General features: G+C 31.9%; 23 protein-coding genes. 17 read left to right on the top strand and 6 right to left on the bottom strand.

Translation table 11 applies throughout. The annotated features are described in order from the left end of the window. Positions 1 to 127 precede the first annotated feature (127 nt). The 6 genes from ABF633_RS13180 (at position 128) to ABF633_RS13205 (ending at position 4652) form a co-directional block, all read left to right on the top strand. On the top strand, positions 128 to 550 hold the full coding sequence (locus tag ABF633_RS13180; RefSeq protein ID WP_415524333.1) for a CBS domain-containing protein: 423 nt from the start codon (positions 128 to 130) through the stop codon (positions 548 to 550). 306 nt (positions 551 to 856) lie between these two features. Then, positions 857 to 1159, top strand: a complete 303-nt coding sequence (gene ureA, locus ABF633_RS13185) for an urease subunit gamma (RefSeq protein WP_415524335.1) — start codon at positions 857 to 859, stop codon at positions 1157 to 1159. Positions 1160 to 1253: 94 nt separating this feature from the next. Next, the gene (locus tag ABF633_RS13190; RefSeq protein ID WP_415524336.1) at positions 1254 to 2111 is read left to right on the top strand and encodes a YitT family protein; all 858 of its coding nucleotides are present in this window, start codon (positions 1254 to 1256) and stop codon (positions 2109 to 2111) included. A gap of 116 nt (positions 2112 to 2227) precedes the next feature. Then, a complete protein-coding gene (locus tag ABF633_RS13195) occupies positions 2228 to 3037 on the top strand; it encodes an ABC transporter substrate-binding protein (protein ID WP_415524337.1) in 810 nt (269 codons plus the stop codon). Between the two features lie 223 nt (positions 3038 to 3260). Then, the gene (locus ABF633_RS13200; RefSeq protein WP_415524338.1) at positions 3261 to 3908 is read left to right on the top strand and encodes an amino acid ABC transporter permease; all 648 of its coding nucleotides are present in this window, start codon (positions 3261 to 3263) and stop codon (positions 3906 to 3908) included. A 12-nt stretch (positions 3909 to 3920) separates the two neighbouring features. After that, positions 3921 to 4652 (top strand): amino acid ABC transporter ATP-binding protein, encoded by a 732-nt coding sequence (locus tag ABF633_RS13205; RefSeq protein WP_415524340.1) that lies wholly within the window; start codon positions 3921 to 3923, stop codon positions 4650 to 4652. A gap of 144 nt (positions 4653 to 4796) precedes the next feature. Here the strand turns inward: ABF633_RS13205 and ABF633_RS13210 are convergent, their stop codons facing one another. The 3 genes from ABF633_RS13210 to ABF633_RS13220 all read right to left on the bottom strand — a co-directional run bounded on the left by ABF633_RS13210 (position 4797) and on the right by ABF633_RS13220 (position 8937). Continuing rightward, a complete protein-coding gene (locus ABF633_RS13210) occupies positions 4797 to 7259 on the bottom strand; it encodes a CoA-disulfide reductase (protein WP_415524342.1) in 2463 nt (820 codons plus the stop codon). A gap of 48 nt (positions 7260 to 7307) precedes the next feature. After that, positions 7308 to 7586, bottom strand: coding sequence for an ArsR/SmtB family transcription factor (locus ABF633_RS13215; protein ID WP_415524368.1), 279 nt, complete (start codon positions 7584 to 7586; stop codon positions 7308 to 7310). Between the two features lie 343 nt (positions 7587 to 7929). Beyond that, positions 7930 to 8937 carry a polysaccharide deacetylase family protein gene (locus ABF633_RS13220; protein ID WP_415524344.1) on the bottom strand — a complete coding sequence of 336 codons (1008 nt, stop codon included), beginning with the start codon at positions 8935 to 8937 and terminating at the stop codon, positions 7930 to 7932. 553 nt (positions 8938 to 9490) lie between these two features. On the opposite strand from ABF633_RS13220, the gene ABF633_RS13225 reads away from it, so the two are divergent. From ABF633_RS13225 to ABF633_RS13245, 5 genes are all read left to right on the top strand, one after another. Further along, positions 9491 to 9727 carry a FeoA family protein gene (locus tag ABF633_RS13225; protein WP_415524345.1) on the top strand — a complete coding sequence of 79 codons (237 nt, stop codon included), beginning with the start codon at positions 9491 to 9493 and terminating at the stop codon, positions 9725 to 9727. A 135-nt stretch (positions 9728 to 9862) separates the two neighbouring features. After that, positions 9863 to 10096, top strand: a complete 234-nt coding sequence (locus tag ABF633_RS13230) for a FeoA family protein (protein WP_415524346.1) — start codon at positions 9863 to 9865, stop codon at positions 10094 to 10096. Positions 10097 to 10126: 30 nt separating this feature from the next. Then, positions 10127 to 12178, top strand: coding sequence for a ferrous iron transport protein B (gene feoB / locus ABF633_RS13235; RefSeq protein ID WP_415524348.1), 2052 nt, complete (start codon positions 10127 to 10129; stop codon positions 12176 to 12178). 147 nt (positions 12179 to 12325) lie between these two features. Continuing rightward, entirely contained in the window at positions 12326 to 12604 is a 279-nt protein-coding gene (locus tag ABF633_RS13240; RefSeq protein WP_415524350.1) for a transcriptional regulator, read from the top strand. Positions 12605 to 12844: 240 nt separating this feature from the next. Then, positions 12845 to 14152: an Nramp family divalent metal transporter gene (locus ABF633_RS13245; protein WP_415524352.1), complete on the top strand. Its 1308-nt coding sequence runs from the start codon at positions 12845 to 12847 to the stop codon at positions 14150 to 14152. A gap of 170 nt (positions 14153 to 14322) precedes the next feature. On the opposite strand, the gene ABF633_RS13250 is transcribed toward ABF633_RS13245, so the two are convergent. Next, entirely contained in the window at positions 14323 to 14970 is a 648-nt protein-coding gene (locus ABF633_RS13250) for a flavodoxin family protein (RefSeq protein ID WP_415524354.1), read from the bottom strand. Positions 14971 to 15249: 279 nt separating this feature from the next. On the opposite strand from ABF633_RS13250, the gene ABF633_RS13255 reads away from it, so the two are divergent. From ABF633_RS13255 to ABF633_RS13270, 4 genes are all read left to right on the top strand, one after another. Next, positions 15250 to 15807 carry a GNAT family N-acetyltransferase gene (locus ABF633_RS13255; RefSeq protein WP_415524355.1) on the top strand — a complete coding sequence of 186 codons (558 nt, stop codon included), beginning with the start codon at positions 15250 to 15252 and terminating at the stop codon, positions 15805 to 15807. Position 15808: 1 nt separating this feature from the next. After that, positions 15809 to 15997: a hypothetical protein gene (locus tag ABF633_RS13260; protein ID WP_415524356.1), complete on the top strand. Its 189-nt coding sequence runs from the start codon at positions 15809 to 15811 to the stop codon at positions 15995 to 15997. A gap of 366 nt (positions 15998 to 16363) precedes the next feature. Continuing rightward, entirely contained in the window at positions 16364 to 17905 is a 1542-nt protein-coding gene (locus ABF633_RS13265) for a nitrogenase component 1 (RefSeq protein ID WP_415524358.1), read from the top strand. A 14-nt stretch (positions 17906 to 17919) separates the two neighbouring features. After that, a complete protein-coding gene (locus ABF633_RS13270; protein WP_415524360.1) occupies positions 17920 to 19266 on the top strand; it encodes a nitrogenase component 1 in 1347 nt (448 codons plus the stop codon). Between the two features lie 131 nt (positions 19267 to 19397). On the opposite strand, the gene ABF633_RS13275 is transcribed toward ABF633_RS13270, so the two are convergent. Next, a complete protein-coding gene (locus ABF633_RS13275; RefSeq protein WP_415524370.1) occupies positions 19398 to 19457 on the bottom strand; it encodes a hypothetical protein in 60 nt (19 codons plus the stop codon). A gap of 280 nt (positions 19458 to 19737) precedes the next feature. Next, a complete protein-coding gene (locus ABF633_RS13280) occupies positions 19738 to 20133 on the bottom strand; it encodes an FAD-binding oxidoreductase (RefSeq protein ID WP_415524362.1) in 396 nt (131 codons plus the stop codon). A gap of 291 nt (positions 20134 to 20424) precedes the next feature. Between ABF633_RS13280 and nagB the strand changes: the two genes are divergently transcribed. Both nagB and ABF633_RS13290 read left to right on the top strand, forming a co-directional pair. After that, the gene (gene nagB / locus ABF633_RS13285; RefSeq protein ID WP_415524364.1) at positions 20425 to 21150 is read left to right on the top strand and encodes a glucosamine-6-phosphate deaminase; all 726 of its coding nucleotides are present in this window, start codon (positions 20425 to 20427) and stop codon (positions 21148 to 21150) included. A 72-nt stretch (positions 21151 to 21222) separates the two neighbouring features. Continuing rightward, positions 21223 to 21870 (top strand): LysE family translocator, encoded by a 648-nt coding sequence (locus ABF633_RS13290; protein ID WP_415524366.1) that lies wholly within the window; start codon positions 21223 to 21225, stop codon positions 21868 to 21870. Positions 21871 to 22079: the final 209 nt, after the last annotated feature.

The raw sequence follows: 22079 nt of genomic DNA on the forward strand, positions 1-22079 counted from the left end.
ATGAGTATAGAAAAACAAATAGAAATATATAGTTGTTTGTAATGATAGTTTCTTTTACTAAAGATCAGTAAATATAATAGATAGTGATGAAATCGTTTAAATAACGCAAAAAGAGAGGTTGAATAATATGAATATAGCATTTTTTTTAACTCCAAAAACCGAGGTGATATGTGAGAAGATAACATCCACCATGAGGCAGGTTCTGGAGAGAATGGAATATCACAGATATAGTGCAATCCCTATAATAGATGAAAAAGGGGTATATGTAGGAACTTTAACAGAGGGTGATTTACTTTGGAAAATGAAAAATACACCAAATTTAAAATTTAAAGATACCAGTAAGGTTCAGTTAGAAGATATACCAAGACATACTATTAATAAACCAGTGCATATAAATTCTGATATAGAGGATTTAATTGCCACTTCTGTAAATCAAAACTTTGTGCCGGTAGTAGATGACAATAATATATTTATAGGAATAATTAAAAGAAGCGATATAATAACCTATTGCTATGAAAGACTTTTTCACAATATAAAAAAAGAAGCTTAATTTAATAGTTTATCCCGATAAACTGCTGATAATCTGATTTTGTCAGTGGTTTTTTTATTTAATGCAGATATCAATAAAGTTTTCTTATAAACATTTATTGAATATATATATAAATTTAGTAATTTATGGTAATATAAGTTAGTGCCGAAGGGTATAAACAGAGTGCTTTGTATCAGGTGAAGTTTTTATTCCACCTGATGCTTAGCAATCGTTATCCAGGGACGTAGACACTCTTTACTTCCACTTTGAAAAATATGGGAGTATTAGAGTGGGTAGTAATCGGATAAAAAACAAGGGGGAATTAATATGCAGTTAATGCATAAAGAAATGGAAAAGCTTATGCTGCATTATGCAGGAAGCTTGGCTAAAAAAAGAATGAGGAGGGGCTTAAAATTAAATTATCAGGAAGCAGTAGCTCTTATAACTTCAGAACTTATGGAAGCTTCAAGAGACGGCAGAACTGTTCAGCAGATTATGGATTATGGTATCAGAATAATATCTAGGGATGATGTTATGGATAATGTGGCAGATTCCATACCAGAGCTAAAGATAGAATTAGATTTTCAGGACGAAACAAAGGTTGTGACAATTCACAATCCAATAAGATGATTAAGGCATATGAAAATAATTAATTTGAATAGCATCAGGTTTTCCTATATAATATTAAGTGAGAAAATTCAAAAAATTTATAAGGGGAAATGGGATGAAAAAAAAATACAAAAATATTTATAATAATATTAGTAGAATACTTTTTATAATGTTAGGGGCAACGCTATCTTCCATTGCATTAGAGACATTTTTAATACCTAACAACATAATAGATGGTGGTGTAGTAGGTATATCAATTATGGCAAGCTATCTGACAAAAGTACCTTTAGGAGTGTTTACATTTTTATTGAATGTACCCTTTTTTGTATTAGGGTACAAGCAAATCGGTAAGACTTTTACTTTAGCTACTTTGTTTGCGGTATTTTGTCTATCTATAGGTGTATCTTTCTTTACTCCTATTAGGGAAGTAACTAATGATATATTTCTTGCAGCTATTTTTGGTGGAATTATTCAAGGCCTTGGAGTAGGATTGATTATAAGAAACGGTGGATCACTGGATGGAACAGAAATAGTTGCAATAATACTTGATAAAAGAGTAAGCTTTTCAATTGGCGAAATTGTTATGTTTTTTAATTTATTTATATTGGGAATTTCAGGATTTATCTTTGGATGGAACAGGGCCATGTATTCACTTATAGCATATTTTATAGCCTTTAAGGTTATTGATATTGTAGTAGAAGGTCTGGATGAATCCAAAGCAGTGACTATTGTTTCATCAGAATATGAAGAAATATCAGAGGCCATAATGGCTAGACTTGGAAGAGGTTTAACTCTTTTAGATGGAAAGGGTGCCTATAAGGGTATTCCAACCAGTGTTTTGTATGTAGTTGTATCACGACTTGAGTTAGCAAAACTCAAATCTATAGTTTATGATTTTGATAAGGATGCTCTGGTAACTATAAGTAATGTAGAGGTCGCAGGAAAGAAATATAAAAAGAAGGCTATCCATTAATGATGGATAGTTTTTTAATTGTTTGTTAATAAAGCACTTGTATTTTTAAAAATATTTTTATATAATACAATGGAAATATTAAATTGTTAAAATTACATAAAAAGGGGCGTCTTTAAATGAAAAAAATTGCAGCTTTATTAATTGGGCTAATAATAAGTGCTACAGTGTTTGCTGGCTGTGGTAAAAGTAATACATCTTCTAATAGTGGTGGCAGCACTTTAAGCAATATAAAAAGTGCAGGAACAATTGTAATAGGAGTAGATGATACTTATCCTCCAATGGAGTTTAGGGATAAGAATGGTAAATTAGTTGGTTTTGATGTAGATGTTGCAGATGCAGTTGCTAAAAAGCTTGGTGTTAAAACTAAGTATGTTCCAACAGCTTGGGATGGTATATTTTTAGCTCTAAATTCAAAGAAGTTTGATATTATACAATCAAGCGTTAGTATAACAGATGATAGAAAGAAAAATATGATTTTCTCAGATCCATATATATATGGTGGAAGTTCTATATTTGTAAAGACAGATAATACAACAATTAAAACTGGTGATGATTTAAAGGGTAAAATTATAGGTTGCCAAGTTGGAACTACTTCACAGGATGTTTTAAGCAAAATGTCAGGATTAAAAGAAGTTAAAAAGTATAATGCAATGACTGATGCTTTCATGGATCTTGCAAATGGAAGAGTTGAAGCTGTTGTTTCAGACCCAGAGGTTGGAGATTACTATATTTCAAGTCAGAAAGATAAAATTAAAAGATTGAGTTCAGCATTAAACGAAGAGCCAATAGGTGTTGCTTTCAGAAAGAATGATACTGAATTAAGAGATGCATACCAAAAGGCATTAAATGAGCTTAAACAGGATGGAACACTGTCAAAAATATCTGAAAAATGGTTTGGTAACGACATATATAAAGACAAAAAATAATTGAAATTAATGGATAAATCTAACTTAGTGAAAAATTCACTAAGTTAGATTTATTTACTGTTATTAGCTTAATAATTTTAGTATAATTAATATTGCTTATTGCTTATTGCTTATTGCTTATTGCTTATTGCTTATTGCTTATTGCTTATAATTGAGGAATGCCTTACCTTAGAATTCCTTAATGAACCTTAGTTTTAACTATAGATAAAAGGAGAATTTCATAATGGATTTAGATACTTTAAAAAATATAGTACCAGATTTATTGAAGGGTACACTTATTACAGTAGAGCTGACTTTCATGTCCCTTGTTATAGGAAGCTGTATAGGTGTAGTTATTGCAATGATAAAACTTTCATCCAACAAAGCTGTTGCCGCTGCCGGAAATTTTTATACTTGGATATTTAGGGGAACTCCTCTTTTACTGCAATTATTTCTATTTTATTACGGTTTCCCAGTAATAGGTATAAGTCTTACATCCATGCAGGCGGCAGTAATTGGACTCAGTTTAAATTCAGGAGCATATATGGGTGAAATTATAAGAAGTGGAATAATGGCTATAGATAAAGGTCAATTTGAAGCTTCAAAAGCCCTTGGATTTACTTATTTTCAGACAATGAAAAGAATAATACTTCCTCAGGCTTTTAGAATAGTCATTCCCCCTGTAGGTAATGAATTTATAGCTTTGATTAAAGATACATCTTTGGTTTCCGTTATAGCTATGGAGGAACTTTTGAGAAAAGCACAGCTTTTGGTGTCTTCTTCCGGTAATGTAGTAGGACCATATCTTATAGCAGCTATTTTATATCTTGTAATGACTACGTTATTTACTTCAATCTTTTCAGCTATTGAAAAGAAACTATCTATATACTAAGAGGTGTTATAAATGAATATGATTGAAATAAAAGGACTTTCCAAAAGCTTTGGTAAACTTAAAGTATTTGAAGATCTCAATATGAACGTAAAAAAAGGAGAAGTGTTAGTAATAATAGGAGCTTCTGGTTCTGGAAAAAGTACATTCTTAAGGTGTCTTAATCATTTGGAAGTACCTGAAAGTGGTACAGTTTCTGTTGAAGGTGAAATTTTGGATGCAAAAGATAAAAAGAAGATGAGAAAAGCAATTGAAAAGATGGGTATGGTTTTTCAAAGCTTCAATTTATTCCCTCATATGACAGTGCTTGAAAATGTTATAGAGGCTCCAATCACTGTTAAAAGGGAAAGTAGAGATATAGTTACCGAAAGGGCAAAAAAACTTATTGAAAAAGTAGGACTAAGTGACAAGCTTTCTGTTTATCCTTCAAAGCTTTCCGGTGGTCAAAAACAAAGAGTTGCCATTGCTAGAGCACTTTGCATGCAGCCTGACATAATGCTTTTCGATGAACCAACTTCTGCTTTAGATCCTGAACTGGTAGGAGAAGTTTTAAATGTTATGAAGGATCTTGCAAAAGAGGGGATGACTATGATAGTCGTAACTCACGAAATGGGCTTTGCACGAGAAGTAGCAGATAGAGTTGTATTTATGGACGGAGGAAAAATTTTAGAAGAGGGAACTCCAGAGGAGATTTTTAAAAACCCTAAAGAGCAGAGAACGAAAGCTTTCCTTGAAAAGATTTTGTAAATTTAGATAGTATCAATATGATTGCGCATTAGATAATAAAATGGCTGTCTCACAATGGATAGATATGCATCGTGAGACAGCCTATTTATTAATATTGATAAGTTATCTAAGCTAAAATATCTTGATAATTATAGTATTTCGAAATTATATAAACAGATTTACATTTGAAGTTTCAGCTTCTCCTAGATAGTAACCTACACCCCCTATCTTAATGCCATCAATAAGCTCTTCTTTTTGTATTCCCATAACATCCATGGACATTTGGCAGGCAACTATTTCAACACCATTAGCCATAGCAGCCTTCATCAAATCTTCAAGAGAAGTTATATTTTTATTTTTCATCACACCACGTATCATCTTAGCGCCCATACCCAGCATGTTCATATTTGATAATTTTAACTTTTTGCTGCCTCTTGGCATCATTATTCCAAACATCTTTTCTATAAGACCCTTTTTAACGGATACTTTTTCATTTTTTCTTAAAATATTAAGTCCCCAGAAGGTGAAAAACATAGTGACCTTTTTACCCATACTTGCTGCTCCATTAGCTATTATAAAGGAAGCTATAGCTTTGTCTAGATCTCCGCTGAATACTACCATGGTTTTATTGGTATTAGCAGGAGGGGTAGATATATTAGAGACTACTTTCTCTAAGTTTTCACAATTCTTTTTGATTAAAGCTGTAATGTTTGCATTATCTTTATTTAAATTAATAAGCTCATTATTAGTAGTACAGCACCAAGATTTTATGTCTTCATAAAAGCCTGGATCTGAAGCAGTAACCTTTAGAGTTTCTCCGTCTTTTAATTCATCCATAGACTTTTTTACTTCCATTAAAGGTCCTGGACAACATAAGCCACAGGCATCTAAAACTTTGTTATAGCTAGTTTTACCTTCAGTTGCTGCTACTTCTTTCATCGATTCAGAATTTAATTCCTGATCATTAAAGTTAAGTTTCTTTGGTTTATAATTGAGCATGGATGCGGTTTTATATCCTCCAGTTAAGTTTTTGACTTTGAAATCCTTTTGCTTAAGTATCCTTTCAGCTACATAGCCTCTAAGACCAACCTGACAATAAACAATGATTTCTTTATTTCTATCTAGTTCACTTAATCTTTCTCTTAAATTATCTACAGGAATGTTTATTGCTCCTTCTATATGACCATTATCAAATTCAAGTTCAGAACGTACGTCAACTAATATAGAATTTGACATATCATAATCACGTAGTTCTGTTGGGGTGATAACATCACTTTTCCTAGTTAATACATTTTCAGCAGTAAAACCTGCCATATTAACAGGATCTTTTGCAGATGAAAATGGTGGTGCATAGTTTAGTTCAAGCTCTGTTAAATCATATATTGTACCATTAAGCCTCATAACTGAAGCAATGACGTCTATTCTTTTATCAACACCATCATATCCCATAGCCTGGGCACCAAGTATAGTTCCTTTTTCATTGAAAATAAGTTTTATTGAAATAGGGGATGCGCCAGGATAATAAGATGCATGTGAAACTGGATGAACATAAATAACCTTATAAGGTATATCTAATCTTTTTAAAGTTCTTTCGTTGTTTCCAGTACTTGCAGCAGTTAATCCAAAAATTTTAATGATAGCAGTACCCTGAGCTCCATTAAATCTTTTGTTTAGACCGGATATATTATCTGCGGCAATTCTTCCTTGTTTATTTGCTGGACCTGCAAGAGGTATAGCTGTACTTTGCCCATTTACGAAGTCTCTTATCTCTACAGCATCACCTAAGGCATATATATTATCTATATTTGTCTTCATATTCTTATCAACTAATATATGACCTTTTTTTCCTAGGTTAATTCCACTTTCTTTTACAAAATTTGTATCAGGAACAACACCAATAGCTAAAATTACAAGGTCTGCAGTGAGTTTTGTATCACTTGATAGTAGAATTTCCATGTTGTTTCCAGTATCCTTAAAACTTTTAACGCCATCTCCTAATATTAAATTAACTCCATTACTCTCAAGCTCTTTCTCAGCCATAACTGTCATATCAGTATCAAAAGGAGCTAATATATGGGGTGCTGCTTCCACTAAAGTTACATTTATTCCTCTCTGTACTAAGTTTTCAGCCATTTCAACTCCAATGAAGCCGCCACCGATAACTACAGTGCTTTTTATATTGTTATTGTCTACAAAGGATTTTATTTTATCTGTATCTGGAATATTTCTAAGGGTCATGATCTTTTCGCTATTTATACCATCTATATTTGGTTTCATTGGCTTTGCACCAGGAGAAAGTACTACATAATCATAGCTTTCTTCATAAATGCCCTTATCTTTACTTTTTACCTTTACAAATTTTTTATCTGTATCAATGTCTATTACTTCACTATTCGTTTTTACATCTATATTAAATCTTTTAACCATATTTTCAGGAGTTTGAACAATAAGTTTTTTTCTATCTTTAATTGTCTCACCTATATAGTAAGGTAATCCACAATTGGCAAAGGAGATATATTCACCTTTTTCAAACATTATTATTTTTGCATTTTCGTCTAGTCGTCTAAGTCTGGCAGCTGCTGATGCACCACCAGCAACGCCGCCTACAATTAAAATTTTCTTTTCCATAATATAAGCACCTCCAGAATTCTTTAATTTGGTTTTCAGCGAATTTTATTAGTCAAATAGTGTATTTACTAAATTAATTACCTTTTCGTCACAAACAGTATAATTGATTTCTAGACCATTTCTCTTTCCCTCTATAATTCCTGCAGTTTTAAGCTTTTGTAGATGCTGCGAAACTGTAGACTGAGGGATTCCAAGACAATCCTGCATATGGCTTACATTACAGCCCCCATTTTCTATTAAACCTTTTACTATGCAGAGTCTCATGGGATGAGCTAAAACTTTTAGCATCTCTGCTGTTTCATTAAAATCATTGGAAGTTGTATTCATATCCATGGTATCACTCGTCCTTTAAAATATATTATAGTATTTATATATTCAAATATTACAATATAGTTACAAATTAGTCAAGAAATATTTTTAAGATATAAAAATAATAGAAGTTAATGATGAATATAAAAGGTTAAATTTTTATTATAATGCATAATAAAAGTATAATTTATTGCTGTTGGAAAATACAATTTATAACATAAATACAAGGATAGAACAAAAAACTTTGTTCTATCCTTGTATAAATAATTCGAAAATCTTAGGTTTTCTTCTGAAACTATAATTATTGGATAAATGCATGTACACTATTAGTTTTAGCGTATTATTTTAACACGAATATATCTTAAAGACCTTTGAAGGTATAGCCTTTTGCTTTTAATGTCTGTATGATTTGCGGTAATGCCTTTGGTGTAGTTTTTTTAGCCGGAGCATCATGCATTAATATTATAAGCTTGTCCTGATTTTCAAAAGTTTGATTAAATCTCAGCAGCAGTCTGTCAACAGAAGCCAGAGAAACTTCTGCGTCACCATTTAAGCAATTCCAATCCACATAATGGTATCCAGCGGCCTCTGCGGCTTGTTTATAGGATTGTCTATTAAAGGATCCTCCAGGAAATCTTATAAGACTTCTATCGTGATCTCCAACTATGGAGGTTATCACAGTATCACATTTCTTTAAATCATTAATGAAGTTATCTGTGGAAGCATATATATAATTGTAATCATGAGAATAAGTATGATTGCCTATAGAATGTCCTTCTGCCTTTTCACGTCTTAGCAAATCGGGATTTTTTTCAGCATAGCTTCCAATTACAAAGAAAGTAGCTTGTACATTCTCTTCTTTTAAAATATCTAATATTTCAGGAGTAACAGTAGTGCTTGGGCCATCGTCAAAGGTCAAGTATGCTACTTTATTTTTAGGAGGTTCTACATTATTTGGCGGTGGAGGCGATCCTCCATTTTCTCCGCTAGGTGGCGTAGTATTATTTGAGGATGATTGCTGAGGATTTCCACCATTATTTGATGACGATGCACTGTTTACAGTATTATTTTTATCTGAAGAAGATGTATTATCAATAGAATTAGAACTTACATTTTTAATATTATCTGTATTTTTGTCATTATTTTTGCCTTGATCATTTGCAGTATTATTTTGTCTTTTGTTTTCACCAGTAGAAATCGGTTGTACTTTAAAATTATTTTCAGTTTTTGAACTGGCTTTTGCCCTTTGAGCAAATTTAATTCCAACTCCCACTCCAACAAACAATATGCATACAATAAACATGCTGATCATAATAATAAATTTTTTCTTTTTACGGTATTTTCCTTTATTTAATCTATTTTTTCTCAAATTACGACACCCCCAAGAATATTATATAATATGGAATAGTGTTGAACAATTAAAAATAGTGTAAAATTAAAATAAATTTCCACAAAAAGTTTCAATTTTTGTTATTGACATATAATTAATTGGGTATTATAATTATCTCTAATAGTGATAATCAATGTCAATTACTACTGAGATTTATTTGAAAACTTATTGCTGAAAGATTTAATAATTCAGGTATGCTTTAATCTATAGATACTCTGAAAAGTTTCTTAAAGCCAATGGGGATATAGATGACGCTAATAAGAATTCATTAATATTATCTCAGCTATATTTTTAAGGATTAATTGATAATGATAATCAATATTGAAGCAAGTTCTTAATTCGGGTGGGGATTCTTTTACCCCATCTGAATTTTAGAACTGCAAATGCATGGATTACTTGGCGTTGAACTCCCACTTGAAGAAAAGCAGAGAACCAAAATCTTTTTTTTGATTTTGTGTGAATCGCTTTCGCTGTGTGCGTGGGAGACTTACGCCAAGTTAGTCAGGTTAAAATTTTATTAAGGAGTGATTTTATGTCAGCACAAATTGGATTAGATAAAGCAGAAGTTAATTCTAAAGTTAAAGTGATACAGGTAGATCCTCAAAGCAGAATAAGAAGAAGAATAATGGATATGGGTATTGTCAAAGGTACAGAAATCCTTGTGTCAGGAAAGGCACCTATGGGAGATCCTATAGAACTATTAGTAAGAGGTTATAATCTAAGTCTTAGAAAAAGTGAAGCTAAGGATATTACAGTAGAAGTTATATAAATTTATTAAATGCTAAAGTGAAATTATTTTATATTAAAGAAATTATAATAATTATTTTAAATCTATCAAGGTAAAAAATAAATTTGGCTACGTTAAGTTAGACAAGCATTATAACTTACAAAGGAGGGATTGCTTGTGGAAAGAGTAAGTATGCCTTTAAATGCAGTTGGAATGGGAGCAAGTGCAGAAGTGGACAACATAGTTGGCGGCGAAATAATTTGCAAAAAGCTTATGGAAATGGGCTTTAGTAAAGGGGCCATAATACAAGTAGTAAAAAATGACTCTGGAGCTTTAATTGTAAAAGTTGGTGGAACAAAACTTGTAGTAGCAAGAGGAATGGCACAGAAGGTTATGATGAGGGAAATTTGAACAATTATATAAAGATGATGGAGGCTTAAGATGAGTAAAGAGTTGGTAATAGCTTTAGCTGGTAATCCTAACTGTGGTAAAACAAGTCTATTTAATGAATTGACAGGTTCAAAGCAGCATGTAGGTAACTGGGCTGGTGTTACAGTTGAGAAAAAAGAAGGATCATTGAAATTTGAGGGAAGAAATGTAAAAGTAGTAGATTTACCGGGTACTTATAGCTTGGGAGCTTATTCAGATGATGAAGTAGTAGCACGTGACTTTATATTAAAGGAAAATCCTGATGTAGTAATAAACGTAGTGGATGCAACTAACATAGATAGAAATTTATATTTGACAATGCAAATTCTAGAAACAGGAGCTAAGGTCGTTTTGGCCCTTAATATGATGGATGAAGCAGAGAAAAAAGACATAAAGATAAACATAGCTAAATTATCACAAGCTCTTGATATACCTGTTATTCCTACAATAGCAACAAAGAGAAAGGGCATAAAAGAGCTTGTATCTGAAGCTGTAAAGCTTGGAGACAGTACTGATAAAAAAAGCTACAAAATTGATTATGGCGTGGAAATAGAAAATGGTATAAAGCAAATAGAAAAGGCTATTGAAGAATGTGATGTAACTTTGGAGTATCCTGGGGATTGGACTGCAATAAAATTACTGGAAAATGATGAATATATCAAAAATTATGTAGATTCAAAAGATAATAGAAAAAAATTAGGCAGCGAATTGCAAAAGAGCGTAGATGAGATAACCGCTTCAGTAGGATATGATGTAGATGCTTACATAATAGATAAAAGATATGAAAACATAGAAAAGATAGTAAAACAGAGCGTAAAAAAATCGGCGATTCAAAATATAGAAACAACTTCTGATAAGATAGATAAAATAATAACTAATAAATGGCTTGGAATACCAATATTTGCACTAATAATGTTTCTTATGTATCAACTTGCAATAACCTTTGGTAATGGATTTTTAGGTGGTTTTGTAGATACGGCCTTTAGTGCACTAGGTTCTGTAGCTGGAGATGGACTAAAAAGCATAGGTCTACCTGATTTAATAATTTCTTTTATAACAGATGGTCTAATAGGTGGAATAGGATCAGTATTAGTATTCCTACCAATGATATTTACAATGTATTTCCTTATAGCTATTCTTGAAGACAGCGGTTATATGGCAAGAGCTGCCTATGTAATGGACAAACTTATGAGCAGTTTAGGGCTTCACGGAAAAACAGCTATATCCCTTGTAATAGGAAGTGGATGCAACGTTGCAGGAATAATGTCCACAAGAACTCTTGAAAGCAGAAAAGACAGGATGATAGCTATATTAATAGCACCTTTTATGTCATGTCCTGCAAGACTTGTAGTTTATGCGGTATTTGTATCAGCCTTCTTTGCTGATACAAAATTAGGATTTATCAGTGCCGGTGGATTCATAATATTTTTACTTTATGTTTTAGGAATTGTAGTGGCAATATTAGCAGGTAAATTTTTTAGCGATAAAGTATTTAAGGGTGAAAATTCATATTTTGTAATGGAATTGCCTCCTTATCGTGTGCCAACAGCTAAAGGTGTATTAATACACATGTGGGAAAAATCCTCTGTATTTATAAGAAAGATGGGTACTGTTATTTTAGGAGTAGTAGTTGTTGTTTGGGTACTTTCTAATCTACCAGCAGGTGTAGAATCAGGTAGTGAGCATAGCATACTTGGAATGATAGGTAATTTTATTGCACCAATATTTAAACCAGCAGGCTTTGGAAATTGGCAATCGGGAGTGGCACTTGTAACAGGTTTTGCGGCTAAAGAGGCGGTGGTTGGTACTCTAGGAACAATATATGGTGTAAATGGAGATGCTGGACTTATAACAGCGATACATAATACTTTTACTCCTCTTTCAGCTTTATCTTTCATGATAATGACTCTTTTATATGTACCTTGTGTTGCTACTATAGCAGCAGTAAAAAAGGAGACAAACTCAGGTAAATGGGCCCTTATAGTTGTAATATATACTTGTGTAGTTGGGTGGGTATTGGCAACTGTATTCTATCAGGTTGGATATCTTTTAGGATTTAGATAGGATAAATTATAAATATATATTGAGAATGAGTGTGAATTGCAATTAATAGTGTATATCTGTGATCGTTTTGTGATAATTAATCTAAACTTAGCGGGAGTACAAACTTTCACGGAGTGAAGATTTATTGATAAAAGGAGTGTTGTGGGAATGTTAATGAAGGTGTTAAAAAAGTTATCTGAAGGTGGAAGGTATTCATCCAGTAGAGCTATTGCAGCGGACTTAGGTATAGATGTAGGTATGGTAGAACAAATATTATTACAGCTAAAACAACTTGGATTTATACAAAAGGATACAATGGATGCTTCATCAACTTGTACTTGTTCAAAATGTGATACTAGTAAATCAAGCTGCTGTTCTAGTAATGTAGAAATAGGTATGTGGTCAATAACAGAAAAGGGTAGAAATGCTATAAGTCAAAGAGCGTGAACTCTTGTTTAAAATAGTGCATGTGAAAAAGGTAGACAAATTAAGTCTACCTTTTTAGCTTTCCATAATATTAACTATTTGTAACACCCATTGTCATAATTTCATATTTTATATAAGGCGATATTAGTTAAGCCTAAAAATATTAACCGCGGTTAATTTAATCATATGAAAATAGATAGCAAGTCAAAGATGCTGAGAATATTTTGCATTAAATATAAATATGAAGGAATGGTGTTTTAAATGCAGGAGGGAAAAGATATTCAAGGGGAAGCCTTGGAATTAAATAAAGTAGGCTTTTTTAAGACTAAATATAGAGAAAAATCAAAGGAATTAAATAAAGGAAAACAATTAATTAAATTTCTTGGTCCAGCCTTTGTAGTCAGCGTAGCTTATGTGGATCCTGGAAATTTCGCTACAAATATAAGTGGTGGATCTTATTTTGGATATGACCTCATATGGGTAATATTATGGAGCAATATTATTGCTATTTTTCTTCAGACTATGTCCGCTAAACTTGGAATAGCGACAGGCTGCAATCTTCCAGAGATGTGTGCTAAGATTTTTCCCAAAAAACTTAATTGGTTTTTCTGGATTATTTCAGAGATAGGGGCTATGGCTACAGATTTAGCAGAGTTTCTTGGCGCCACTTTAGGTCTTTATTTACTTTTCAGAATACCTATGTTTTATGCAGGACTTCTTACGGGAGTGATAACATATATTATTTGTTATATGGAAAAGTATGGTCAAAAGACCATTGAAATTATAATTTCAGTTTTAGTTGCAGTAATATCAGTGGCCTATATTATAGAATTGTTTCTCGCAAAGCCAAATTGGCTCCAAGTAGGAATACACACTGCAATGCCAATGCTCTCCAATAGAGATGCTCTATTAATAGCAGTGGGTATGTTGGGAGCTACGGTAATGCCTCATGTTATATATCTACATTCTAATTTAGTTCTGGAAAGAAGGAAAAATATTTCTGATGAAGAAAAGTTAAATCATCTTAAAATGGAAAAAATAGATATAAATATAGCTATGAATATAGCTTTTATTATAAATGCAGCAATGGTTATAGTATCAGCAGCAGTATTCTTTAAGAATGGAATAAAAGTTGATACTATAGAACAGGCCCATAGATCCATGCAGCCCTTAGTTGGATACTTATCAAGTGGAGTCTTTGGCATAGCACTCCTTGCATCTGGTCTATCTTCTTCGGCAGTAGGAACTATGGCAGGTCAAACTATTATGAAAGGCTTTGTAAATATAAGCATACCTGTAAATATAAGAAGACTTATAACTATGGCACCTGCTCTTATTATAATAGCCTTAGGAATAAATCCCATGAGAGCACTTGTCCTCAGTCAGGTGGCCTTAAGTTTTATACTTCCATTCCCAATGATTCAAATGCTTTACATTGCAAACCGTAAAGATTTAATGGGAACTTTAGTAAACAGGAAATCAACTAAAGTTGTGGGTGCAATAATAGTAGCTATGGTAATAATACTAAATGCAGTATTAATTTATCTGAGTTTTACTGGGGCGGCTTAGAAATATAATTTATTTTTGTATTGATGGATTATATAGCATAATAGAGTATAAACTCCATGACTGTAAGCCGTGAATTGAAAGATTTTGAAGCTAAATTACCAATGCTGCCTGATTACTTCAGGCAGCATTGGTAATTTAGGCTTATTGTTTGAAATTTTCTTATAAGATATTTATTTAGCGGTAGCAAAGCTAACCCCAAGTTCAAAGGCTTTTTCACAATCTATTGGAAATTGCTCCTGACGTCTTTGTGCCTTTTTTTCTGGATCAAAGGCTGAAGATACATATTTTGAATAGTCGTCAAATTGGTATGCATCTGTAAGTATTAGAGATTCAAAGTTTCCAAAAATACGTTCTAGAAATGTTTTATTGATATTAAAGTGACTATCATATCCTGAATTTAATAGGCGCTGTTCATCTATTCCCATAGTATATATGAAAGCTGTATTTATTTTCTTTTTAAAAAGAGAAGAATAATCGGCATCATACACTAAATATGGAAAGATAAGACGCTCAAGAAATGACTTCATCTCACCAGTAATGCTTCCAAGGTAAATAGGTGAACCTAAAATAATTCCATCTGCTTCTTCAATTTTATCTAAGATAGGGCTTAAGTCATCTTTTAAAGCGCACTTTCCATAGCTTTTGCTTCCTATTTTTTTACAGGCAAAGCAGCTTGCACATCCTTTATAGTTTAAATCATAGAGATTTATAAGTTCTGTTTCCGCACCTTTTGATGCTGCACCTTCCAGTGCTTTTTCTAAAAGAGTTGCTGTATTCCAGCTCTTTCTTGGACTCCCGTTAAAGGATATTATTTTCATCAATTAATACCTCCAAATTTTTATTAATGTGATAATTACAATTGTATATCATTATTATAATTAAAAAAAGTGGGCACTTTATTGATAGATACTCACTATAAAGTAAGTTAGATATAATGAGTTTATTAGATTATTATTTTATTGATAATTAATAGGCTGTACTATAATATTTATGTATAAGCTAAGAATTAGAATGAAGAGGCTTAAAATTGTTAATAATTATATTTTAAATAGTCATGAATTTTAAATAATTTTTATAAAGAATGTGGGGACCCTATCATGTTACTTAATCACACAGGAACACAAACTATAGAAACAAAAAGACTTATTCTCCGTAAATTTGAAATTGAAGATACTCCAAGTGTATTTGAAAATTGGATAAGTGATCCTATAGTTCAGGAGAATTACGGGGAAAAGGAATGTAATACTATTTTAGAAGCGCAGCAGCTACTGAAAAAATGGACAGCCATGTATAATAATAATGATTTTTATAGATGGGCAATAATTTTAAAAGATATTAATGAAAGTATTGGTCAGATTGCATTTTATCAGGTAGATAGTAAAAATAAGAGAGTAGATGTGGAATACTGTATTGGAAAATCCTTTTGGGGTAATGAGTATGCAGCTGAAGCTTTAAGGGCTGTTATTGAATATGCATTCAGAGGCGTTTATTTTAACAGAGTGCAGGCATTTCACAGAAGTAAAAATTCAGCATCGGGTAGAGTATTACAAAAAGCGGGAATGAAATATGAAGGAACTTTGAAACAATATCTAGTTCATAAAGGCGAATTTGATGACTGCATTATGTATGCAGCTATACGGAACAGATTAGTATAATATGAAGACTCAAAAAGTATCTGATTTATTAGCATATGCAGAAAATAGAGACATTTCTATATTAACTCTCTTGAAAGATTCTGATTATAAACAGGGATTAGAAAAGATGAAATATGAGGTGAATAATAATCCTCAGGCTGCAGTAATTTGTGATTTTGCGGAATTGTTTTGTATTGGAGAAAAACTATAATTTTTTTATTATTAATTTGCTCTATTTACCTATCGAATAATTAATGATTCTATATATGTAATGAAAATTTCAAAATTAGAATTAATGAGTTTATTAAATTATATGAAATATATTGAAAGCAGAGGCTATTATCGTATACAGAACTATGGTAAACATATTAATAAATACTGAGGAAGTGTGCTTTGAAAAATATATTGACAAATAAAATAATAAATAGTATTCTTCAAATAATAGCAAACATATATGAATACAGGGAACTATAATCTCACTGGTAAACCAGAGGATGTGCTTACAAAAAAGTATGTCCTTTTTGTGCTTTTAATGATTAGAATTTTCTTATTTTAACAATTATTATAGGAGGAAAAAATGCCTAGAAAAAAAATAAATCTAAATATTGCAGATGTAAAAAATAGAGAACAGAGACTTGGGACAATTATATCTTGGAATGGAAAAGCTTCTGATTTAGTAAAGTCATCAGAGTATGAAAGCAGAGGAAAAGGTGAAAGAAAAAAATGTGGTAGTGGAAAAAAATGCAAATTATGCGGAGAAGCGGGACCTTTCACTCAAGGTACAACTTGTTCGGGGGCAATGGTAGATTGCCAAGCAGGGATGGTAATAGATGCAGTATTAATTCAACATTCTTCAATAGGGTGCTCTGTTGTACATACTGCTATGAATAAGGGGTATCGTTTAGGATGTGCACGAAGAGGATATCCAATTGAAAATATAAGAACAATTTGTACTAATTTATTAGAAAGAGATATGGTTTTTGGAGCTACTAATAAATTAAAGCAGACTATAAAGGATGCTTGGGATAGATATAAACCTAATGCTATTTTTATTGGAAGTTCCTGTTCTACTGCCATAATAGGAGAAGATATAGTAAGTGTTGCAGCTAAAGCACAGCAGGAATTAAATATTCCTGTAATACCTCTAAGCTGTGAGGGATTTAGAGCAGAACATTGGACTACTGGTTTTGATGCGGTACAGCATGGACTACTTAGACAAATTGTTCGAAAAAATCCTAAGAAACAAGAAGATTTAGTAAATGTAATAACACTCTTTGGAACAGATGTATATACACCAATTTTTAAAGAGTTAAATTTAAGAGTTAATTTTGCTGTGGATTTAACAACAGTTGAAGCTTTAGCACAGCTTTCAGAAGCCGCAGCAACTATAACCTTTTGTTATACATTATCATCTTATTTGGCTGCAGGACTTGAACAGGAATTTGGAGTTCCTGAAATAAAAGCTCCACAGCCCTATGGATTATCTGGAACTGATGCATGGATTAGAGAAATAGCACGAGTAACACATCGGGAAGAATTGGCTGAGGCCTATATTGAAAAGGAACATAAGAGAATTGCACCTAAGCTTGAGGAATACAGAAAAAGGTTCAAAGGAGTTAAAGGATATGTTGCAACAGGGTCTGCTTATGCACATGGACTTATTACAGTGTTGAGAGAACTAGGGGTTGAAGTAAATGGTTCAATGGTATTCCACCATGATCCTGTTTATGATAGTGGAGATACTAAACAAGATTCATTAAAGACATTAGTTGATGGTTCTGGAGATATTGGCACATTCTTTGTAGGAAATAGGCAACAGTTCCAATTCTATTCTTTACTTAAAAAAGAAAAACCAGATTTTATATTTATTAGACATAATGGGCTTGCTCCTCTTGCAGCAAAGATGGGAGTAGCATCTATAAATATAGGAGATGAAAATTCTGCTATAGCTTATGAAGGGTTGATTAATATAGCAGAAACTATTCTAACGGTTCTCCAACGAAGAAAGTTTAATGAACATTTAAAAAAACACGCATCTTTACCATATACAGATTGGTGGCTAGAACAGGATGATCCATTAATTCTAGCAAAACACCCAGAAATATTAGATGAGATATAAGGAAGGAAAAGGTTATGTCAGAAAATAAAAACTTAGATATAAAAACAAATTCAATTAGTGGACCTAGATATGGATGTGCCCTAGGAGCATTTCATACTGTGGTTGCAATACCAGGAGCTGTTCCTATTACTCACTGTGGACCTGGATGTGTAGACAAACAACATTCAAGCTTTGCATCAGGAAATGGTTGTCAAGGTGGTGGTGGTGCAGAGATTCCAAGTGTAAATGCTGGAGAAAATGAGGTGGTGTTTGGAGGAGAAAACAAGTTAAGAAACCTTATTAAAGGAACCTTAAAGGTTATTAAAGGGGAACTATTTGTAGTTTTTAGCGGATGCATAGGAGAACTTGTAGGAGATGATGTTGCATCTGTTGTTGGTGAATTTCAAAAAAAGGGTATTCCAATTGTATATGCAGAAACGGGTGGATTTAAAGGCAATAATCTAATTGGGCATGAAATTGTAGTTAAATCGATAATTGATCAATATGTTGGAGATTATCATGGTGAAAAAGAGAGGGGCACTGTTAATGTATGGAGTGAAATACCTTATTTTAATACTTATTGGCGGGGTGACTTAGTTGAAATTAAACGAGTATTAGAAGGGATTGGACTTAAGGTTAATATATTATTTGGATATGAAAGTGAAGGTGTAAGTGAATGGCAAAATATACCTAAAGCAGAATTTAATTTAGTAATATCACCTTGGGTTGGATTAAATACAGCTAAACACTTAGAGGAAAAGTATGGACAGCCATTTTTACATATACCTGTTCTGCCAATAGGTGCAGATGCAACATCAAAAGTTCTTAGGCAAATTGTGGAATTTACAGGTGTTGATAAGGAAAGAGCAGAAGAATTTATTGAAAAAGAGGAGAAATGGTATTATCACTATTTGGAGAATTTTTCGGAATTTTATTCAGAAAGTTTTTATGGATTACCAGCAAAATATGTTGTAGTTGGAGATAGTCTCTATAATTTGGCATTGAATAACTTTTTAGCTAATCAAATGGGTTTAATTCCTGCAAAGCAATTTATTACAGATAATCCATTAGAAAAATATAGAGATAAAATTATTGAAGAATACAATAACCTACAAGATGATTATCCCAGTGATGTTGAATTTATTGAGGATGGCTATACAGTAATTGAAAAGATAAAAGAAATAGAATTTGGTGGGCAGTTTCCAGTAATATTAGGAACATCTTGGGAAAAAGACGTAAGTAGGCAAATTAATGGGTTTTTAATTGAAACAAGCTTTCCAGTTACTAATGAGGTTGTCATTATACGTTCTTATGTTGGTTATAGAGGAGCATTGGAACTAATAGAGAAAATATATTCTACGGCTGTTAGCTTAGTTCCTTAATGAAGAATATTTAAATAAGCTGCAACAGCTGATAATGAAACTATTTGTAGATGTTGCAGCAAGAGGTTATGGAATAGGACAAAAATTATTAGACCAAACGATAGAGCAGGATTAATACATTTTTTAAGCTGTTAAGGTTTTATTGATTGTTGAAATTTAAATATATTATGTGGGTCATAGATTCTGTTTATCCTCTTAAGATAATTGTAATTTTTGCCGTAATATGCTTAATAATTACTAGGTAATTCTTTTATTGTACCACCTAAAGAGTATAGTCTAATATAACAGCTATCATTTCCAGGACTATTATCCACATAATCAATTAATTTTCCAATAGTTTTTTGGATAAAATTCTATATACAAATCTTCCTGTGCCTTTAAATCTATTTGGTGGTCCATAAAAAAATCCATTTAAATATATGCCTTCCTTGTTAATACCGGCGAAACAGCTGATCTTTTTATCTGCAGTTCTTAGCCAGAAATTCTAACAGTATGACATGTTCCATCATTAAAGGCATAACCCAGCTTAGCAAGTCTTTCGTATATAGTCCCTAAATTTGCTCCGGCTTGAATTTTTGCAATATTATGTTCTGTATTAATATTAATTCCATTCATATAATTTGTATCAATTATCAAAACATCTGTATCCGTTGAATAGCCCTCGTAATGATGACCCTTGGTACGAATACGTAATCCGACATGGTGTTTTCTGCACCATTTTATGGCATTTGATACGTCTATAGGATTATAACAATAAACAATAGCTAGAGGAAATTTATTTATTCTTAGGTTGTATTCAAGCCTTAAAATATCGTATTCTTTATCAGAAGGTGTTATAATTTTACCTGTTAATCCATTAAAATTCACATTTTTTGCTCCTTTATCAAATTAGTATTTAATAGTATATAAGTATGCTATTAAATTGGAGAAAGTGATGGATTAGGCATGTGAAAATAAATAAGTTATAATTGAATCCAAGACAATGACAACCTTTCGTGTTTATTTTTGGTTTGTGAGAGATTCAATTATAACATGAAATTAGGGGGTCATTGTTTTTTTCTTTGAAAAAAACTCTGTAACCCTTGATATATAAAGAAAATCTAAAAGAAATAGTGTGAAAAATTTTACACTAACCATATAAATAGGAAGGTGATATAGATGAAAATAATAAAAGCAGATAATTATGAACATATGAGTATGAGAGCTGCTAGAATTATGGCAAGTCAAATAGCATTGAAAAATAACAGTGTAATTGGACTAGCTACAGGGGATACACCACTTGGCATGTATAGAGAGATTATTAAAATGTATAAGGATAAAGAATTGGATTTTTCAAAGGTAAAGACATTTAATTTAGATGAATATTATGGCCTTAATAGAGATAATGGAAATAGTTATTATTTCTATATGATGAATAATTTTTTTAAATATATAAATATGAGAAGGGAAAATATAAATATTCCTAATGGTATGACTGAAAACATTGAAGCAGAATGTTCTAATTATGAGAAAAAAATTAAGGCTTCAGGTGGAATTGATATTCAAGTATTAGGTATAGGTGTTAATGGACATATAGGTTTTAATGAGCCAAATACAAGTTTTGAACTTGGAACTCATCTTGTTGAATTAGAAAAAGAAACTATAAAATCCAATTCAAGATTTTTTGATTCCCCGGAGGAAGTTCCAACTAAGGCAATAAGCATGGGAATAAAGACAATAATGCAGTCTAGAGCTATAATTTTACTTGCCAGTGGAGAAAAAAAGGCAGCTGCGATTGAGAAAACTGTAAAAGGTAAAATATCCACTGCTGTGCCGGCTTCAATATTGCAGCTGCATAATAATGTAACTCTCATCGTAGATAAAGCGGCAGGGGAACTTATATAAAAGATAATTTATCATTTGCAATAAATTATGAAAAGAGGAGAAATAACAATTATAAGTAAGGAGACATTTATTATGGACATAATTAATTTAAAAGATGTCAAAATGCTTTTCAAGGGTTTTAAATTTGGTATGCTGCTGCAATTCGCAATAGGGCCTGTCTGTATTTTTATATTTCAAATGGCATCCTTAAAAGGATTTTACATAGCAGAGACAGGCGTATTTGGTGCTGCTTTAATTGATGGGCTTTTTATTATTCTTGCCATTCTTGGCATAGCCTCAATAATTAATAAAAAGAATATAAAGGTTGGTTTAAAAATATTTGGTGCTGTTATTTTATTCATTTTTGGATTAAGCACAGTTTTAAGCCAATTTAATATTAATTTTTTACCTAGCTTAGGTACACAAAATATATCTAATTCAAATAATGTCTTTATTCGTACAGTTATCCTTACAATTTCAAGTCCTCTCACAATAGTTTTTTGGACAGGTGTATTTTCAACTAAAGTAGTAGAAGGAAATATGAGAAGAAAAGATATTTACTTATTTGGATTTGGAGCAGTATTACCCACGATATTCTTTTTAACTATAATTGTTTTCATAGGAAGTTTCGCCAAAGAATTTCTCTCAGCCGATGTAATAAAAATATTGAATATAGCTGTAGGATTACTGTTAATATATTTTGGTATTAGGATGCTTTTGAAAAAAGAAGCTTCAACTTGATGTTTTAAAGGTATCACTTAGATACTAAGTGAAGATTTGTGTGTACAAATGAAAAAAAATTAAAAACTGTTTTAAGATATACTGTTGAACATAAGCAACAATAGAATAAATAAAATACCGCAAAGTTAAATTTACGGTATTTTATTTTTTGTAAAAGACTTTTAACCTGACTAACTTGGCGTAAGTCTCCCACGCACTCTGTGAAAGCG

Source organism: Clostridium sp. (genome assembly GCF_047718555.1).
Classification (GTDB): Bacteria; Bacillota; Clostridia; order Clostridiales; family Clostridiaceae; genus Clostridium_I.

What these genes read in the sequence shown, in the direction of transcription:
- ABF633_RS13180 (WP_415524333.1), top strand. Translation starts at nt 128, where the DNA reads ATGAATATAGCATTTTTTTTAACTCCAAAAACCGAGGTGATATGTGAG.
- ureA (WP_415524335.1), top strand. Translation starts at nt 857, where the DNA reads ATGCAGTTAATGCATAAAGAAATGGAAAAGCTTATGCTGCATTATGCA.
- ABF633_RS13190 (WP_415524336.1), top strand. Translation starts at nt 1,254, where the DNA reads ATGAAAAAAAAATACAAAAATATTTATAATAATATTAGTAGAATACTT.
- ABF633_RS13195 (WP_415524337.1), top strand. Translation starts at nt 2,228, where the DNA reads ATGAAAAAAATTGCAGCTTTATTAATTGGGCTAATAATAAGTGCTACA.
- ABF633_RS13200 (WP_415524338.1), top strand. Translation starts at nt 3,261, where the DNA reads ATGGATTTAGATACTTTAAAAAATATAGTACCAGATTTATTGAAGGGT.
- ABF633_RS13205 (WP_415524340.1), top strand. Translation starts at nt 3,921, where the DNA reads ATGAATATGATTGAAATAAAAGGACTTTCCAAAAGCTTTGGTAAACTT.
- ABF633_RS13210 (WP_415524342.1), bottom strand. Translation starts at nt 7,259, where the DNA reads ATGGAAAAGAAAATTTTAATTGTAGGCGGCGTTGCTGGTGGTGCATCA.
- ABF633_RS13215 (WP_415524368.1), bottom strand. Translation starts at nt 7,586, where the DNA reads ATGAATACAACTTCCAATGATTTTAATGAAACAGCAGAGATGCTAAAA.
- ABF633_RS13225 (WP_415524345.1), top strand. Translation starts at nt 9,491, where the DNA reads ATGTCAGCACAAATTGGATTAGATAAAGCAGAAGTTAATTCTAAAGTT.
- feoB (WP_415524348.1), top strand. Translation starts at nt 10,127, where the DNA reads ATGAGTAAAGAGTTGGTAATAGCTTTAGCTGGTAATCCTAACTGTGGT.
- ABF633_RS13240 (WP_415524350.1), top strand. Translation starts at nt 12,326, where the DNA reads ATGTTAATGAAGGTGTTAAAAAAGTTATCTGAAGGTGGAAGGTATTCA.
- ABF633_RS13245 (WP_415524352.1), top strand. Translation starts at nt 12,845, where the DNA reads ATGCAGGAGGGAAAAGATATTCAAGGGGAAGCCTTGGAATTAAATAAA.
- ABF633_RS13250 (WP_415524354.1), bottom strand. Translation starts at nt 14,970, where the DNA reads ATGAAAATAATATCCTTTAACGGGAGTCCAAGAAAGAGCTGGAATACA.
- ABF633_RS13255 (WP_415524355.1), top strand. Translation starts at nt 15,250, where the DNA reads ATGTTACTTAATCACACAGGAACACAAACTATAGAAACAAAAAGACTT.
- ABF633_RS13260 (WP_415524356.1), top strand. Translation starts at nt 15,809, where the DNA reads ATGAAGACTCAAAAAGTATCTGATTTATTAGCATATGCAGAAAATAGA.
- ABF633_RS13265 (WP_415524358.1), top strand. Translation starts at nt 16,364, where the DNA reads ATGCCTAGAAAAAAAATAAATCTAAATATTGCAGATGTAAAAAATAGA.
- ABF633_RS13270 (WP_415524360.1), top strand. Translation starts at nt 17,920, where the DNA reads ATGTCAGAAAATAAAAACTTAGATATAAAAACAAATTCAATTAGTGGA.
- nagB (WP_415524364.1), top strand. Translation starts at nt 20,425, where the DNA reads ATGAAAATAATAAAAGCAGATAATTATGAACATATGAGTATGAGAGCT.
- ABF633_RS13290 (WP_415524366.1), top strand. Translation starts at nt 21,223, where the DNA reads ATGGACATAATTAATTTAAAAGATGTCAAAATGCTTTTCAAGGGTTTT.